This window comes from Serratia sp. 25CWL12 (genome assembly GCF_055790885.1).
In genome coordinates this window covers 806,002-821,730 of record NZ_CM147698.1, presented here as the reverse complement: position 1 = coordinate 821,730, position 15,729 = coordinate 806,002, and the positions used below count along the sequence as shown (strand labels likewise).

Below are 15,729 nucleotides of genomic sequence, written 5' to 3'. Positions count from 1 at the left end.
AGGTCTTTTTTGTTCATAACGCTCTTTCCCTGACCACTCATAGCGACACTGCTAAGCGATGGATTATCCATCATTTTTATTGAAAGATGGAGACTCAATAACATTAATATCGCATAAATTGCGTGCAGCTTCGCATATACCTGCTGTCAATCAAACTGCTGGGAAATTGATGGGGTTATTCGGCAGCATGGTGGCTGTAATTTGCCGAAGCTGACGGGCAAAAACCTATCACTTCATCACTAAGGCTCTTTATTCAGCAAGTTATCCAGTCGTTGCAGCAGCACCAATAGTGGCAAACACTCTGGTTGTTTGTCCTGCCATGCCTGTTCAAAATAAGGCGTGATAGCAAAGCGGGTTGGCAAAGGCGCATCGGCATCCAACAATGCGTTCATTCTAGGTAACAAAACCCACTGCAACCACTCCTCAGCCAACATGCTATCGACACAGAAAGGTTCGATACTGGCAAAGGCTTCCGCTGCGGGTGGCATCTCCTGCCACCATGCTAACTCGCGCATGGCTTGTTCAATCTCCTGCAAACTGCAACGAACCTGATTTTGTAGACTCATCTGTAATCCCAAGTTATTTCGACCTGATTATCGACTCAAGGCATTTTAACGCTGACGCCCTAATTTTATCTGGTGGACAACACCAAGGCACGGCACAATAGCGCACCTAACTAACTACCTATTATGATAAAAGAAATGCCCGCAACTTCCCCCACTAAGAATCACGCCACACCTGCTAAAGCTATGTTAGCTTCAGTGACCGGTTATGCAATGGATGGTTTCGATCTACTGATACTCGGCTTTATGCTCCCAGTGATTTCCATTGAACTGGGCCTTACCTCATCACAAGCCGGTTCTCTGGTTACCTGGACACTGATAGGCGCAGTGATTGGTGGTGTAATTTTCGGCCATTTCAGTGATCGTTTTGGCCGTATCCGTATATTAACCATCACCATTTTGATGTTTTCGCTGTTTACCGGCCTTTGCGCTATTGCTGTCGGTTACTGGGATCTGCTCGCTTACCGCACCTTGGCTGGCATAGGGCTCGGCGGTGAATTTGGTATTGGTATGGCATTGATTGCCGAAGCCTGGCCTGCAGAAAAACGCAACCGTGCCTCTGCCTATGTGGGTATGGGTTGGCAACTTGGTGTATTGGCCGCTGCGTTCCTTACCCCGTTGTTGTTACCCTACATTGGCTGGCGTGGCATGTTTCTGGTGGGTTTGCTGCCTGCCCTGGTCTCCTTTTTTATCCGCCGCACCATGGGTGAACCAGAGGCGTTCGTACAACAACAACCCAGCGAACAACAGCTATCCTTCACTCAACGTTTACAACTCCTGTTTAAAGATCGCACCACGGGCAAAGCCAGTCTGGGGATATTTATTCTTTGTTCAGTACAAAACTTTGGCTATTACGGCTTAATGATTTGGATGCCTACCTATCTGTCTAAAAACTTTGGCTTTTCACTCACCAAATCGGGTATCTGGACAGGGGTGACAGTTATTGGGATGACCTTTGGTATCTGGTTGTTCGGTATACTGGCTGACCGTTTCCCGCGCTGGATCATTTTTGTGATATATCAGAGCGGCGCAACAGTGATGGTCATTTGCTACGCGCAGCTTAGCGATCCTACATTAATGCTGTTCGCTGGTGCCTTGATGGGTGTCTTTGTTAACGGCATGATTGGCGGTTATGGTGCGTTAATTTCTGATACTTATCCGGTACAGGCTCGTGCTACCGCACAAAATGTCCTGTTTAACCTGGGGCGGGGTGTTGGTGGGTTTGGGCCATTGGTCATTGGCGCGTTGGTTACACAGGTTTCCTTTACTGCTGCTATCAGCCTGCTGGCGAGTATTTACCTATTAGATATTATCGCCACGCTGTTCCTGTTACCCAAGAACTCATCACCCAAAAAACAAGGCTCCGGCGATTCATTAGGCGCCATTGGTTAACACCTTATACCCACAGTCAATCAAGCTGACGGCATCTTGATGGAATTTGGGTATAGCCTTGTCACCATGCGCACCAAAAGAAAAGGGGGGCACTGCTAATGCAGTGCCCCCGGTTCGTTTTATAGCTATCCCGCTACAAGTATGCTCCCTGCTCGATCCTTGAAAACTTTTCCTTCGGCCATCCTGACCAAACAATCCTTGCTAAATTCCTATAACATCATCCTGACGCTGTTCCTCAGTCTTCCTGACCCACCAACATTCCTGTGCTGGCTCTCGTTCTCCTTCCTGGAGGTGTCCTTGATTTCATTCCAGAAATATTCCAAACCTCTTCCTGAAGCTTGTCCTTGTCACTCTCCCTGAGTGTATCCAATTCTTCTTCCTGAAGTGACATCATCCTGACGAAGTTCCTTGGTCTTCCTGACTCACCAACATTCCTGTGCTGGTACTCAATCTCTTTCCCGGAGGTGTCCCTAAATTCAACCCTGAAATATCCTAAGCGTCATCCTGAAGCTTGTTCCTTTTCACTCTCCCTGAGTGCATCCTTTTCTTCTTCCTGAAGTCACATCATCCTGATGTTTTCCATTCCTACAGACTCCTGTCCGATGCGTATAAGATCGCTTAATTCTCTCCCGGCTACAAGGTCATGTAGGATGGATTACACCGAGCTTTATCCAACATTCATTTCAAGATAAGCCTAATGAATTGATTTTAATGAAAATAACCCTAAAAAAAACCATGGGAATAAAAAAATTAAAAGCGATCTCTTACAGGTTTTGTAAGATATATCTCACACGCTGTGGCGATAATAACCAAGCGCTATCCCAAGGTCGGCTGTAAAGCACCCAGGAAGTGACCGAGTGAATCAGCGAGTAATGTCTGTTTTGTACTACCAAACTGTTCCAGCACCACATGACCACTGACATTACACAGCGATACCATAGCCATTTCCGATTCTGTCGTCGCCAAAAATAAAGTAGGTGGAAGTTTAAGGCGCTTTTGCGTCACCAAATGGCCAATCAAATTTTCCTGCAGGCGGATAAAATCATCCTCACTCCACACTTGGAGCAGTGTAAGCGCCTGTTCCCCCAACATGGCGCTCATGTCACCCGCATATTGTTGAGTATAAAAAGTATGAATCTCCGGGCACAATTGTATTTCCAGCGCCTGTTCGACCTTAACCAAACTGGCTGCTGGGGTAAAAGGTTGCGGCCGCCACAATACGGTATCCCCGCGATTTTCGACAATACAAGGGGAGGCCACACCATACAGCTCCTCACTTGCAGGAGCATGACCACGCTGCTGCTGCCAATAATCAACATAGCGCTGAGTAAATTCACCCAATGCGTGCGCTACCTCATGGTGATAGTCCATAATTTTTCTCACATACGATAAACTGGCCGCCATTGTACCTCTCTAACATCAAGGTGACAGCTCATGTCTTCTTCAAAAATGCATCAGGCTTTGTCGGCATTAACTCTGGGTAAACCCACGGATTACTGCGACCGTTACGATCCGACACTGTTACAGGCGGTTCCCCGCAGCATGAATCGTGAACCGTTAGGGCTATATCCTGAAAGCCTGCCATTTCATGGTGCGGATATCTGGACGCTCTATGAGCTTTCCTGGCTGAATGCCAAGGGATTACCCCAAGTGGCCGTGGGTGAAATCAGCCTAAGTGCCAATAGTGTCAATTTGATCGAATCCAAAAGTTTCAAACTCTATCTCAATAGCTTTAACCAAACCCCTTTCCCTGACTGGCAAACGGTGTGTGCTACCTTGCAACGCGACCTTGCTGCCTGTGCGCAAGGGGATGTCAGTGTTGAGCTATACCGGGTTGAGCAATTCGAAGGCACGCCCATCGGACGATTGGCAGGAGAATGTCTCGATCAGCAGGATATCTTTATCGACAGTTATGAGTTCAATGCCAATTATCTGCAAGGTGCCACCACATCAGTATCGGTTGAGGAAACCCTGGTCAGCCATCTGTTAAAGTCCAACTGTTTGATCACCAACCAACCCGACTGGGGCTCAGTACAAATCAGCTATCGTGGGCCGCAGATCAACCGCGAGGCGCTGTTGCGCTACCTGGTTTCGTTCCGACATCACAATGAATTTCATGAGCAATGTGTAGAACGTATCTTTAACGACCTACTGCGTTTTTGCCAACCAGAACAGTTGAGTGTTTATGCCCGCTATACCCGACGAGGGGGCCTGGATATCAACCCATGGCGCAGCAATGTTGCCTTTGAACCGGCACGCGCCCGGTTGGCCCGTCAATAATGCCTGTTAATGCGCAATATCTAAGCTAACAAGCAGTTTATATTGGTAAAAATCAGGGGACAACGGTAAGGTTGAAGCAAGCAAGCCCGCTCTTTATCTCCAGATTTATTCAAGTTGCAGGGCCTTCACCGCAGCCTGAGTAACAATGGCTATGATTGCGGTACGCAATACTATCGCCCATAACCGGCGCAAAGGAGTTACCTTGATTACACACATTAGTCCACTTGGCTCTATGGATTTGTTATCGCAGTTGGAAGTCGACATGCTCAAGCATACCGCCAGCAGCGATCTGTATCGTTTATTCCGTAACTGTTCCCTGGCAGTGTTAAATTCAGGTAGCCAGACCGATAGCAGTAAACAGTTGTTAGCTCGCTACAAAAATTTTGATATCAATGTGCTACGCCGAGAACGTGGCGTAAAACTGGAGCTGGTCAATCCACCAGAAGAGGCCTTTGTCGATGGGCGGATAATCCGCTCATTACAAGCCAACCTGTTTGCCGTACTGCGTGACATCCTGTTCGTACACGGTCAACTGGTCAATGCGGAGCGTTTCCGTCATCTGAATCTGGACGACTCTATCCATATTACCAATCTGGTATTTTCCATATTACGTAATGCCCGCACGCTTCACCTCGATGAAGACCCGAACCTGGTGGTCTGTTGGGGTGGGCACTCGATCAACGAAAATGAATATCTTTATGGCCGCAAAGTGGGTAGCCAACTGGGGCTGCGCGAACTGAATATCTGTACCGGTTGTGGGCCTGGCGCCATGGAGGCCCCCATGAAAGGGGCTGCTGTCGGTCATGCGCAGCAACGCTATCGCAACAGCCGCTTTATCGGCATGACCGAGCCTTCCATTATTGCCGCTGAACCGCCCAATCCGTTGGTGAATGAACTGGTGATCATGCCCGATATTGAAAAACGCCTGGAAGCGTTTGTGCGTATCGCGCACGGTATTGTGATTTTCCCTGGTGGTGTTGGTACCGCGGAAGAACTGCTTTACCTCCTGGGCATTCTGATGAATCCAGAGAACAGCGATCAAGTGTTACCGTTGATTCTCACCGGGCCAAAAGAGAGTGCCGATTACTTCCGTGTCTTGGATGAATTCATCATCAATACCCTGGGTGATAAAGCCCGCCGCCATTACCAAATCATCATTGATGATCCGGCAGAAGTGGCCCGCCAGATGAAAAAAGCCATGCCGCTGGTGAAAGAAAACCGCCGCAATAGCGGAGATGCCTACAGTTTTAACTGGTCTATTCGCATTGCTCCGGATTTACAGCGCCCCTTCGAGCCAACCCATGAAAATATGGCTAATCTCAACCTGTATCCTAATCAACCTGCAGAGCAACTGGCTGCGGCACTACGTCGCGCCTTCTCGGGCATCGTAGCAGGTAATGTGAAAGAAAATGGTATTCACGCTATTGAGCAATTTGGCCCTTACAAGTTGCATGGTGAACCGCAAATGATGCAGCAAATGGACAGCCTGCTACAGGGCTTTGTTGCGCAGCATCGTATGAAACTGCCTGGCAGTGCTTATGTGCCTTGTTATGAAATCGTAACCTGATCCTCATCACCGCCACGTTGATTCAAGTTGCAGCCCGCTGCAGCTTGAATCACGATAGCGATAAATAACGACGTAGCAGCAACCACGCCGCAATCTGAAAGACGACGAGTCCATGACGATACATTTACTGATTGTCGATGCCCTGAACTTAATCCGCCGTATCCATGCGGTGCAGGGTTCACCTTGCGTCGAAACCTGCCAGCATGCGCTACAGCAGTTGATTCAGCATAGTCAGCCCACTCATGCGGTGGCGGTGTTTGATGCCGATGATCGCAGCCAAAGCTGGCGCCACCAGATCCTGCCTGATTACAAAGCGGGGCGTTCCCCAATGCCAGATAATCTGAAACTGGAAATGCCGCTACTGCATCAAGCATTTAACCAACTGGGGGTCGCCGGTTGGCACTCCCCTGGCAATGAAGCAGACGATCTGGCGGCGACACTGGCAGCAAAAGTCGCCAGTCATGGTTATCAGGTGACCATCGTCTCTACCGATAAAGGCTACTGCCAACTACTGGCACCTAATGTGCAAATCCGCGACTACTTCCAGAAACGTTGGCTGGATATGCCATTTGTACAGCAGGAATTTGGTGTGTTACCACAGCAGTTGCCGGACTATTGGGGGTTGGCAGGAATAAGCAGCAGTAAAATCCCGGGGGTTGCTGGTATCGGGCCCAAAACCGCCGCGCTGCTGTTACAACAAATCACCGGGCTGGATGACCTCTACCAACATCTGCATCAGGTACCAGAAAAATGGCGCAGCAAACTGCAACAGCACCGGGAACTGGCGTATATCAGTAAACAGGCCGCCACCCTGCGTACCGACCTGACACTGGAAGGCAACCTACAGCAACTGCGTTTACCAACACACTAAGCGCCTATCTATCCGTCAACTACCGTGGGGTTCACGGCAATTGACATGATGGAGAGGCTAGTGGATTAATCACGCTCGTCGCGGCGGCCCGGAACCGCTGACCACATACGGCGTATATGAACAGTGACCTCTTCACGGTCATGGTACAACTGTTTGGCATTGACTTCGGCGCTGATATCAGCGGCGGCCATGGCTTCACGGATGGCCCGTAAATTATCTGCAACCACTTCGTAGCGTTTCTTCATTGGCAACTTCAGGTTAAAAATCGCTTCTCGACACCAACCATTAACCAGCCATTGAATCACCAGGTTGGTGACTTTTGCTGGCTTCTCAACCATATCACACACCAACCAATAATTTTTGCTGGTGGTAGGTTCAAATCTAAAACCATCCGCACGGTGATGAGTCACCTGCCCGCTATCCATCAGACTTTGCGCCATCATCCCATTATCCACCGCATGGACCATCATGCTGCGCTTGACCAATTGATAAGTCCAACCACCAGGGCAAGCCCCCAAATCGACGGCATACATCCCACTGGCCAAGCGCTCATCCCATTCATCCGCTGGGATGAAAACATGAAAAGCTTCTTCCAGCTTTAACGTAGAACGGCTGGGTGCATCAGAGGGGAATTTTAGCCGAGGGATCCCCATATAGAACGGAGAGTTGTTGTTACTGTAGGAATAGCCCACATAACAGCAGCCAGGGGCAATAAAAAACACATGTACCACCGGGCGGCTTGGGTTCTCACGCGCCATCATCACCTTCTGCTCACGCATGGCGGCTCGCAGTGGTACGGTCAATTTGCGGCAGAACTTCATCAACTCTTTACTTTCGTTGGTGTCCGGCACCTCTACTCGTAACTCCCCTGCACGCTCAACCACCCCCATTAACATGCCAACAATAGGGGAGACGCGATCTTCTGGCGGCAAATGACGTAATAACTCGCCCACCACCAGCATCTGGCGGGCAAAGATCAGCTCACGGAAGGGGAGCTCTCTTGCCAGACGATCAGCATCCTCCGGCTGATAACATTCAAACAGCACATAACCGCTATTTTCTTTCACCCGGGCAAAACCAAATACCGCCAATTGCCCAGCTCTATCAGTGATTTCTGCCGCACACTCTTTTTCAAAGCCGGGGCGACAATACAACGCAATTTTATTCATGGCACTCGGCCTTTTCTCTCAGACGCAAAGCGCCAATCAACATTAATACCCAACCAATGAGGAAACACATCCCACCAACGGGGGTGATATAAACCCAAATTTTCAGCGGTGACAACGCCAGAGCATACAAACTCCCGCTAAACAGCACCGTACCCAATGCCAGCAATGCGCCACTCCAAGCAAACCATCGGCTGAATTGGCGCTGCATAGCAACAGCCAACGCCAGGATCGCTAAGGTATGAAACCCCTGATACTCAAGCCCGGTATGGATCCAGGCCATCTCATTAACCTCTAGCTTACCGCTCAAAACATGGGCGCCAAAGGCCCCCAGCGCAACGAAGACAAAACCGCTGATAGCAGCAAAAATCAGCATAGAACGATAACTCACGTTATTCACCTTAATTAAAGTTACTCCACCGCGACTGATAAAGGGGTCGGGTGTAGCCGAAGACTGAGGATATCAGTCATAGCGAAAACGAAACTTCTCTTGCTCACTGGCTGCTCGCGCCAGGATCCATTGGCGAAAAGCGGCTATTTTACCCAGTTCTGCCTGGCTGTCATGGCATACCAGATAAAAAGCGTTTTTACTCACCAGTACTTCGTTAAACGGGCAAACCAAACGCCCCGCCTCAATCTCGGTTTGTGCCATCACATTATTGACCAGCGCAATGCCTTGACCATGCACGGCAGCCTGAACCACCATGGCGCTGTGGCTGAAAATCGGCCCCTGTTGCACATTAATCTGCAGTAACCCCAATTGCCGGGTATAAGCCAACCAGTCGCGACGTGAAGTATCGTGCAGAAGCGTATGGTAAGCCAAGTCACCTGGCACTTTCAGTGCGTGCTCGCCCATCAGCAGCGCAGGAGAACAGACGGGTAACAGATATTCTGCATACAAACGCTCTGCTCGCACTCCCGGCCAGTTGCCTCGACCATAAAAGATCGCCACATCGACATCATCGGCCAATTTATCTTCTTCACGATCAACCGCCTGTATACGCACATCAATCCCCGGGTAGGCGGAGTTAAAACCAGAAAGCCGTGGCACCAGCCACTGAATAGCAAAACTGGGCGGTAGACTGACGGTTAACGCGCCCTTGGCACTGCGTGCCTGAAGTTTACGTGTCGCATCATTAATCGCAGAGAAGATTTCTTTAATATCAAGATAGTAACTTTGGCCTTCTTCTGTCAGCAATAGCGAGCGGTTACGCCGCCGAAACAGCTTGAGACCCAGGAAATCCTCCAGCGACTTAATCTGATGGCTGACCGCTGCCTGTGTCACAAACAGCTCTTCTGCCGCCTTGGTAAAACTCAAATGGCGAGCCGCGGCATCAAAAACCCGTAATGCGTTAAGAGGGGGCAAGCGCTTAGACATGCATTGCCCCCCGTGCCTGAAATCCCTTGGGCATAGCGATATTTATCATATTACAGTTATCCGTATCGGTTCGCATAATCGGTTCAGGCTGCCTAAAGCAGCGCTTATACCCAAAAGAATTCGAGTTGCGTGTAGGCGGCAACTAAGAGAATCCCCAGGAGCATAGATAACTATGTGACTGGGGTGAACGAAGGTAGCCAACACCCAAGCAACTTGAAGTATAAGAGGTATAGTTATCCCGTTGCCATTCAAGCCATAATCCCCAGAATGATGAGGAGTATAACGCAATCATTGCCATTAGTTTTTTTAATCCGAGACATTATAAATTGTCCATTGAGCCGGGGCCAGTAAATACCTATAGTAGCTGCACTTACCGAGCCGGAACGGAAAGGAATTGGGTGTCGAGGACACCGATGAACTTTTGGCTCTGTGGTGGTGATGTTGTGTTTGCAATTTGTCCGGTATCCCGGATATGGTCATTATTTACTGTTTTCACTTCTGTACATTAACCCTGTCTGTCCATAGTGATTTATGTAGCACCGCCACTTTAGCGGTGCTTTTTTTTACCTGTAACCCCCCTCAATTGGCATCAATAGCACTATCAGAGAACTTGTCTCGACGGAAAAAATAGGTCAGGATCCTTTTTTGGTGAAGCCAGCGATGACCCATTTATGAAGCCTTTCGATCCCATCCTTTTCCGCAACCAATTTCCTGCTATCAAACAGGCGGGAATTTACCTCGACAGTGCTGCTACCGCGCTGAAGCCACAGGCCGTCGTTGATACGACACAGCAGTTCTACAGTGAAGATGCAGCCACAGTGCACCGCAGCCAGCACCGAGCGGCACAGGACCTGACCTTGCGGTTTGAACATGTGCGTCAACAAGTGGCAACGCTGGTTAATGCCCCTAGCGCAGACGATATTGTCTGGGTACGTGGGACAACCGAAGCGATCAATCTGGTTGCACAGAGTTATGCTCGTCCGCGTTTGCAAGCCGGTGACCAGATCCTGGTCAGTGAAGCAGAGCATCATGCTAATTTGATCCCATGGCTGATGGTGGCGGAGCAAACCGGTGCTCAGGTAGTGAAACTGCCACTGGGGGAAGACCGCCTCCCCGATTTAACGCAATTACCCCGCTTGCTTAGTGAGAAAACCCGCATTCTGGCGCTGGGGCAAATGTCCAATGTGACGGGTGGCTGCCCAGACCTGGCTTTGGCCATCAAGTTGGCTCATGCGGTTAATGCAGTGGTGATGGTCGATGGTGCACAAGGCATTGTGCATGGTCCTACCGATGTACAACAGTTGGATATCGATTTCTACGCTTTCTCCGGCCATAAACTGTATGGCCCGACGGGCATTGGTGCGTTATATGGCAAAAGCGCCCTGCTGGCACAAATGAAACCCTGGCAAGGCGGGGGGAAAATGCTGACCCACGCTTCATTCACTGGTTTCTCACCACAGAAACCACCACACTGCTTTGAGGCTGGCACCCCCAATATTGCGGGTGTCCTCGGGCTGGGCGCGGCACTTGACTGGCTTGATACGCAGGATCGTGTTGGCGCTGAACAATATAGTTGTGCTTTAGCACAAAGCGCTGAACAACGGCTACAGGCGTTACCTGGGTTCCGTAGTTTCCGCTGCTCCGGCTCCAGCCTGCTGGCATTTGATATCAGCGGGATCCACCACAGTGATATCGTCACTTTATTGGCCGAACAAGGTATCGCCGTGCGTGCAGGTCAACATTGTGCCCAGCCGCTGATGGCGGCATTAGGTATCAATGGAACACTGAGAGCCTCATTTGCACCTTACAATACCCCGCAAGATGTTGATGCCTTGATACAAGCATTGACCAATGCCGTCGCACTGTTGGCAGAATAAGATTGCCAATTCTATACCCAACTATGAGAGAGCCCATGCTAACCGCTCATCCCTTTGGTCGTGACATTACCGCCCAAGCACTGATAGAAAAATTCAGCACCTTGAAACTGTGGGAAGATCGTTATCGCCAATTGATCCTGCTCGCAAAGCAACTGCCACCGCTGGCGGAAGAGCTGCGACAAGCGGATATTGAACTGAGTGGTTGTGAAAATCGTGTCTGGTTAGGGCACCAATTACTGGCAGATGGCACATTGCATTTCTATGGCGACAGTGAAGGCCGCATTGTCCGCGGTCTATTGGCAATCTTACTCACTACGGTGGAGGGCAAAACGCCACAACAGCTATTAACCTGCGACCCACTCAGTTTGTTTGATCAGCTGTCGCTACGTGACCAACTTAGTGCCACTCGTGCCAGCGGCCTGGCAGCTTTGGCCGCCAGAGTAAACACCATCGCTACGGGCTATATTTCTACGGACTCTATTTCTACGGACTAGATCTCTACGAACTGGATCGCTACAAACTGGATCTCTACGGGCTAGATCTCTACAGGCTAGATCTCTATGGACTGTGCCTGACGCGCCGCTTTTGCCAGCATCTTCTTCAAGGCATGTGAGGTGGCAACAAAGCCAAAGGTAGCGGTAACCATGGTTGCTGCGCCAAAACCTGCGTTGCAATCCATGCGTTTTGGCCCGGTGGCACTACTGCGCGAAGGGCACACAGAACCATCTGGCTGTGGGTAAACCAACGGTTCACTGGAAAAGACACAATCGATCCCCAGCTTCCCTTTACTGTTTTTCACCACATTAAAGTCACTTTTCAATCTTTCACGCAGCTTGGCCGCCAGCGGATCCTGAATCGTTTTGGCTAAATCCGTGACTTCGATGCGTGTTGGATCAATCTGCCCCCCTGCTCCCCCGGTGGTCACAACCGGTATTTTGAAACGGCGGCAATAGGCCAGTAACGCAGCTTTCGGTCGCACACTATCAATCGCATCAATGACATAGCTGAAATTATGATTCAACAGTTGCGCCACATTATCGGGAGTAATGAAATCATCTATGCAAGTGACCCGACATTCCGGATTGATGGCCAGAATGCGCTGCGCCATCACCTCAGTTTTTGACTGCCCAACATGTTGACGCAAAGCGTGGATCTGACGGTTGGTATTGGTGACACAAACATCATCCATATCGATCAAGGTAATGGCACCGATACCCGTTCTTGCCAGCGCTTCTGCTGCCCATGAACCGACCCCGCCGATACCGATTACACAGATATGAGCCTGTGCAAACAGGGCAAGGGCAGATTGACCATATAAACGGGCTATGCCGCCAAAACGCTGCAAATAGGCGGCTGAATAGGGTGTAGTCATTGGGTTTTATTACCTTAATATCTCAAAATAGCCAGGGCCGGGAAATCCGGCCCTGGCGGGTCAAAAGCAATACTACCGCTACTTCAGCGGGTAATTAACGAGGAACCGTTCGAGCTCGACGCCGTGGTAGGCTGGTAAGCATTGAATTGCGCAGCACCACCGTCAGTACCTTTCAACACCCATACGCGACCATAGTGGTTGTAGTAACCCGCGGAATGCCCCGCTTCTGGGCCAATCCCCTGATACATATCAAAGTGCTGCCCTTTAATAGCGCCACCGACATCCAGAGCGACCATCAAGCGCATTTCATATTTCCCGGTGAATTTCCCTTTATTGTCCAGTAACGGCACTTCTGCCAACAGTGTTGTCCCAGCCGGGATCAACGAACGGTCAGAAGCGACAGAGGCTTTGGCCACCAAGGGGACGGCACTCGCGCCTCTCACCGGTGCAAACACCTCGGGGTGGAAAAAGACGAATGACGGGTTCTGCTCTAATAGTTGACGTACTTCCGCTTCACTGTGTGTATCGGCCCACTGACGAATGGCCTGCATCGACATATCGGCTTTGGCCACTTCCCCACGGTCAATCAACACCTTGCCAATGCTACGATAAGCATGGCCATTTTTACCGGAATAACCAAAGAATACTAATGGTTGACCATCGCCAAAATCAACATAACCGCTGCCCTGAACCTCCATCATAAAGTTATCCATCAGCGAGTTGCTGTAAGCGATGATATAACGAGGATCAAGGGCACCGGAGTAGATCGCTGCACGATCAGGCAACCGGCGTTTACCATTGGATGGCATACGATATAACGGGTAACGAAACTCCCCTTGCTGGGTACGGCGTGCCTGCACCACCGGGGTGTAATAACCGGTGAACTGCACGTTACCATAGTTATCGACGCCTCCCATCTGATAGGTGTTCAAACCAAATTGACTCAATTTTTTCGGGTCTGCCCCCGCCGCCATCCAGTTTTGCACCGCCTGATAGGTCGCGTTATTACGGGTAAACAGCGAAGGGGCCGAAGATTGAATCTTTTTCAGTTGCTCAGAGTAATCATTACCGTTGATCGGCACCCCCCTGGCATTAGGCTGGCTCTCTAGCTCTAGCGAGTGATTCAGATGACCATCTTTATACTGTTGCCCACGATCAGTTGGCTTTGACGAACAACCAGCCAGTGCTGCAATCACTAACCCACCCAGCAGGTATTTACACCAACGTTCTTTCATTATATTCGCTCTCTCAGACTGATCTGTTTTCTACCCGTCACCATTCTCGTGTAGCGCGGTTGGCGGCCCTAGCTCCCTCTGGAGCTTGCTTCGCGGCAGACTGGCTAATCACTACACCGCGACGTGCAACACACCGAATAAAACTGGCTGAACGATAACAAACAGCTATTAATAAAGGAATCTCTCGCGCTAAAAATTTCCCGCCAAATGTTAATGGCGAAAAAAAAGACAATTTGTGGACTAATTCAGCACAAAGATAGCTTTCGATGAATTATCTGTAAAAAGAGTTTGCAACAAAGTGTGCGGAGAGTATAGTGCGCATCCATCGGACGCGGGGTGGAGCAGCCTGGTAGCTCGTCGGGCTCATAACCCGAAGGTCGTCGGTTCAAATCCGGCCTCCGCAACCAATCAATACTGTGGTAATAATTACAGATAAAAGATTGGATTCGATGAAAAAACAGGTATTATACGGACGCGGGGTGGAGCAGCCTGGTAGCTCGTCGGGCTCATAACCCGAAGGTCGTCGGTTCAAATCCGGCCTCCGCAACCAACTTACTATCTAACAACTTGTTGTTAACCATAGTAATGTTGTAGTGATAATATCAGCATCAAGACGGACGCGGGGTGGAGCAGCCTGGTAGCTCGTCGGGCTCATAACCCGAAGGTCGTCGGTTCAAATCCGGCCTCCGCAACCAATCTTGAGCAGTACAAGCAAGCACCTTAGCGGGTGTTTTTTTGTATCTATCATTTATCTTCCCCCTTGATACTCAACCACGTGCCTGCGCGCCACCATTGGCAAAATAGGCTTTGATTCCGGCCAAAATAGATTGGGCTATCTGCTGCTGAAACTGACTGGTGCGCAGTTTACGCTCCTCTTCCGGGTTACTGATAAATGCGGTTTCCACCAGAATGGAAGGAATATCCGGTGCTTTGAGCACAGCAAACCCCGCCTGATCGACCCGGTTCTTGTGCAAACGGTTAATTTTCCCCATACGAGTCAGCACTTCCCGGCCAAATTTCAGGCTGTCATTGATGGTCGCCGTCTGCAGTAGATCAAACATGGTGTGATCAAGATAGCGATCACCACTTTTGCTTACCCCACCAATATCATCGGCGGCGTTCTGTGTCTGTGCCAGAAACTTGGCGGTATTACTGGTAGCGCCTTTGGTGGATAGGGCAAAAACGGAAGATCCCCGAGCACTATGGTTGGAAAAAGCATCCGCATGGATCGAAACAAACAGATCTGCCCGTTGCTTGCGTGCTTTAGCCACCCGCACTTTCAATGGAATAAACACATCTTCATTGCGTGTCATAAAGACTTGCATATTGGGTTCACGCTTGATCAGCGCACTCAACCGGCGGGCAATTTGCAACACAATGTCTTTTTCGCGGGTTTTATTTCTACCAATAGCACCAGGATCTTCTCCACCGTGCCCAGGATCCAGCATGATCACAATAGGCCTGTCACGCCCTGCCTTACCCACCTGTGGTGTTTGTGCCGGGGCTGGTAATGAGCGTTCCACATCGCCTTTATTATAATCCTCCAGTAATGCCAGCAACGGGTCGTACTCTTCACCGCTGCTTGCTTTAGCAGGATAGAGATCCATAACCAGGCGGTTACGATACTCAGCAACCGGTGACAGGGTAAACAGGTGCGAACTCACACGTTGCTTGAGTTCTAGTACCAATCTGACGGTATCTTTATCGAACTGACCCACTCGCACCTGTTTCAAATAAGGGTCTTCCTTGCGTACCTGCCCGGCGATACCTTTAAGCACCGAGTTAAGATGCACTCCTTCCACGTCAATGACGATTCGCTCTGGATTAGCCAATGCAAACTGCTGATACTTCAATGGAATATTAGATTCCAGCGTTACCCGGGTATAGGTCGAGGAGGGCCAGATGCGGACCGCAATCACCGAAGCAGCAGCAGCGAAGCCAATGCGGCTCACACTCAGCAACCAAGTTGCGGCTACTCCTTGTAAAAGACGACGACGAGTCTGATGGTGGTTAGCGTTAGGCATGTGG

At 50.0% G+C, this 15,729-nt stretch carries 14 protein-coding genes and 3 tRNA genes; 9 read left to right on the top strand and 8 right to left on the bottom strand.

Going from position 1 to position 15,729, the window contains the following annotated elements; translation table 11 throughout:
• Positions 1-239: 239 nt before the first annotated feature.
• Complete coding sequence (locus ACX9GV_RS03565; RefSeq protein WP_023491883.1) at positions 240-566, bottom strand: YqcC family protein; 327 nt, start codon at positions 564-566, stop codon at positions 240-242.
• Between the two features lie 135 nt (positions 567-701).
• Here ACX9GV_RS03565 and ACX9GV_RS03560 point away from each other — a divergent pair, with 135 nt between their 5' ends.
• Entirely contained in the window at positions 702-1,955 is a 1,254-nt protein-coding gene (locus ACX9GV_RS03560; protein WP_037384963.1) for an MFS transporter, read from the top strand.
• A gap of 816 nt (positions 1,956-2,771) precedes the next feature.
• On the opposite strand, the gene syd is transcribed toward ACX9GV_RS03560, so the two are convergent.
• Positions 2,772-3,326 carry a SecY-interacting protein gene (gene syd / locus ACX9GV_RS03555; RefSeq protein ID WP_473197070.1) on the bottom strand — a complete coding sequence of 185 codons (555 nt, stop codon included), beginning with the start codon at positions 3,324-3,326 and terminating at the stop codon, positions 2,772-2,774.
• Between the two features lie 63 nt (positions 3,327-3,389).
• Here syd and queF point away from each other — a divergent pair, with 63 nt between their 5' ends.
• The 3 genes from queF (at position 3,390) to xni (ending at position 6,673) form a co-directional block, all read left to right on the top strand.
• Entirely contained in the window at positions 3,390-4,235 is an 846-nt protein-coding gene (gene queF, locus ACX9GV_RS03550) for an NADPH-dependent 7-cyano-7-deazaguanine reductase QueF (protein ID WP_473197069.1), read from the top strand.
• Positions 4,236-4,437: 202 nt separating this feature from the next.
• The gene (gene ppnN, locus ACX9GV_RS03545) at positions 4,438-5,802 is read left to right on the top strand and encodes a nucleotide 5'-monophosphate nucleosidase PpnN (RefSeq protein ID WP_037384957.1); all 1,365 of its coding nucleotides are present in this window, start codon (positions 4,438-4,440) and stop codon (positions 5,800-5,802) included.
• A 112-nt stretch (positions 5,803-5,914) separates the two neighbouring features.
• Positions 5,915-6,673, top strand: a complete 759-nt coding sequence (gene xni / locus ACX9GV_RS03540; protein WP_473197068.1) for a flap endonuclease Xni — start codon at positions 5,915-5,917, stop codon at positions 6,671-6,673.
• Positions 6,674-6,738: 65 nt separating this feature from the next.
• Here the strand turns inward: xni and rlmM are convergent, their stop codons facing one another.
• The 3 genes from rlmM to ACX9GV_RS03525 all read right to left on the bottom strand — a co-directional run bounded on the left by rlmM (position 6,739) and on the right by ACX9GV_RS03525 (position 9,217).
• Entirely contained in the window at positions 6,739-7,842 is a 1,104-nt protein-coding gene (gene rlmM / locus ACX9GV_RS03535; RefSeq protein WP_473197067.1) for a 23S rRNA (cytidine(2498)-2'-O)-methyltransferase RlmM, read from the bottom strand.
• Positions 7,835-8,230 carry a DUF423 domain-containing protein gene (locus tag ACX9GV_RS03530; protein ID WP_152554914.1) on the bottom strand — a complete coding sequence of 132 codons (396 nt, stop codon included), beginning with the start codon at positions 8,228-8,230 and terminating at the stop codon, positions 7,835-7,837. Before ACX9GV_RS03530 ends, rlmM begins: the two co-directional genes overlap by 8 nt.
• 72 nt (positions 8,231-8,302) lie before the next feature.
• Entirely contained in the window at positions 8,303-9,217 is a 915-nt protein-coding gene (locus tag ACX9GV_RS03525; RefSeq protein ID WP_473197066.1) for a transcriptional regulator GcvA, read from the bottom strand.
• 671 nt (positions 9,218-9,888) lie between these two features.
• Here ACX9GV_RS03525 and csdA point away from each other — a divergent pair.
• Positions 9,889-11,094, top strand: a complete 1,206-nt coding sequence (gene csdA / locus ACX9GV_RS03520; protein WP_473197065.1) for a cysteine desulfurase CsdA — start codon at positions 9,889-9,891, stop codon at positions 11,092-11,094.
• A 35-nt stretch (positions 11,095-11,129) separates the two neighbouring features.
• A complete protein-coding gene (gene csdE, locus ACX9GV_RS03515) occupies positions 11,130-11,588 on the top strand; it encodes a cysteine desulfurase sulfur acceptor subunit CsdE (RefSeq protein ID WP_473197064.1) in 459 nt (152 codons plus the stop codon).
• A 56-nt stretch (positions 11,589-11,644) separates the two neighbouring features.
• Here the strand turns inward: csdE and tcdA are convergent, their stop codons facing one another.
• Together tcdA and mltA are read right to left on the bottom strand one after the other, a co-directional pair.
• Positions 11,645-12,466, bottom strand: coding sequence for a tRNA cyclic N6-threonylcarbamoyladenosine(37) synthase TcdA (gene tcdA / locus ACX9GV_RS03510; protein ID WP_473197063.1), 822 nt, complete (start codon positions 12,464-12,466; stop codon positions 11,645-11,647).
• A gap of 83 nt (positions 12,467-12,549) precedes the next feature.
• Positions 12,550-13,701: a murein transglycosylase A gene (gene mltA, locus ACX9GV_RS03505; protein WP_473197062.1), complete on the bottom strand. Its 1,152-nt coding sequence runs from the start codon at positions 13,699-13,701 to the stop codon at positions 12,550-12,552.
• A 330-nt stretch (positions 13,702-14,031) separates the two neighbouring features.
• On the opposite strand from mltA, the gene ACX9GV_RS03500 reads away from it, so the two are divergent.
• The 3 genes from ACX9GV_RS03500 to ACX9GV_RS03490 all read left to right on the top strand — a co-directional run bounded on the left by ACX9GV_RS03500 (position 14,032) and on the right by ACX9GV_RS03490 (position 14,396).
• A tRNA-Met gene (locus ACX9GV_RS03500) sits at positions 14,032-14,108 on the top strand.
• A 66-nt stretch (positions 14,109-14,174) separates the two neighbouring features.
• Positions 14,175-14,251 (top strand) — tRNA-Met (locus ACX9GV_RS03495).
• A gap of 68 nt (positions 14,252-14,319) precedes the next feature.
• Positions 14,320-14,396: transfer RNA gene (locus ACX9GV_RS03490), tRNA-Met, on the top strand.
• Between the two features lie 72 nt (positions 14,397-14,468).
• On the opposite strand, the gene amiC is transcribed toward ACX9GV_RS03490, so the two are convergent.
• Positions 14,469-15,725, bottom strand: a complete 1,257-nt coding sequence (amiC, locus tag ACX9GV_RS03485; protein WP_473197061.1) for an N-acetylmuramoyl-L-alanine amidase AmiC — start codon at positions 15,723-15,725, stop codon at positions 14,469-14,471.
• Positions 15,726-15,729: the final 4 nt, after the last annotated feature.

What these genes read in the sequence shown, in the direction of transcription:
- ACX9GV_RS03565 (WP_023491883.1), bottom strand. Translation starts at nt 566, where the DNA reads ATGAGTCTACAAAATCAGGTTCGTTGCAGTTTGCAGGAGATTGAACAA.
- ACX9GV_RS03560 (WP_037384963.1), top strand. Translation starts at nt 702, where the DNA reads ATGCCCGCAACTTCCCCCACTAAGAATCACGCCACACCTGCTAAAGCT.
- syd (WP_473197070.1), bottom strand. Translation starts at nt 3,326, where the DNA reads ATGGACTATCACCATGAGGTAGCGCACGCATTGGGTGAATTTACTCAG.
- queF (WP_473197069.1), top strand. Translation starts at nt 3,390, where the DNA reads ATGTCTTCTTCAAAAATGCATCAGGCTTTGTCGGCATTAACTCTGGGT.
- xni (WP_473197068.1), top strand. Translation starts at nt 5,915, where the DNA reads ATGACGATACATTTACTGATTGTCGATGCCCTGAACTTAATCCGCCGT.
- rlmM (WP_473197067.1), bottom strand. Translation starts at nt 7,842, where the DNA reads ATGAATAAAATTGCGTTGTATTGTCGCCCCGGCTTTGAAAAAGAGTGT.
- ACX9GV_RS03525 (WP_473197066.1), bottom strand. Translation starts at nt 9,217, where the DNA reads ATGTCTAAGCGCTTGCCCCCTCTTAACGCATTACGGGTTTTTGATGCC.
- csdA (WP_473197065.1), top strand. Translation starts at nt 9,889, where the DNA reads ATGAAGCCTTTCGATCCCATCCTTTTCCGCAACCAATTTCCTGCTATC.
- csdE (WP_473197064.1), top strand. Translation starts at nt 11,130, where the DNA reads ATGCTAACCGCTCATCCCTTTGGTCGTGACATTACCGCCCAAGCACTG.
- tcdA (WP_473197063.1), bottom strand. Translation starts at nt 12,466, where the DNA reads ATGACTACACCCTATTCAGCCGCCTATTTGCAGCGTTTTGGCGGCATA.
- mltA (WP_473197062.1), bottom strand. Translation starts at nt 13,701, where the DNA reads ATGAAAGAACGTTGGTGTAAATACCTGCTGGGTGGGTTAGTGATTGCA.
- amiC (WP_473197061.1), bottom strand. Translation starts at nt 15,725, where the DNA reads ATGCCTAACGCTAACCACCATCAGACTCGTCGTCGTCTTTTACAAGGA.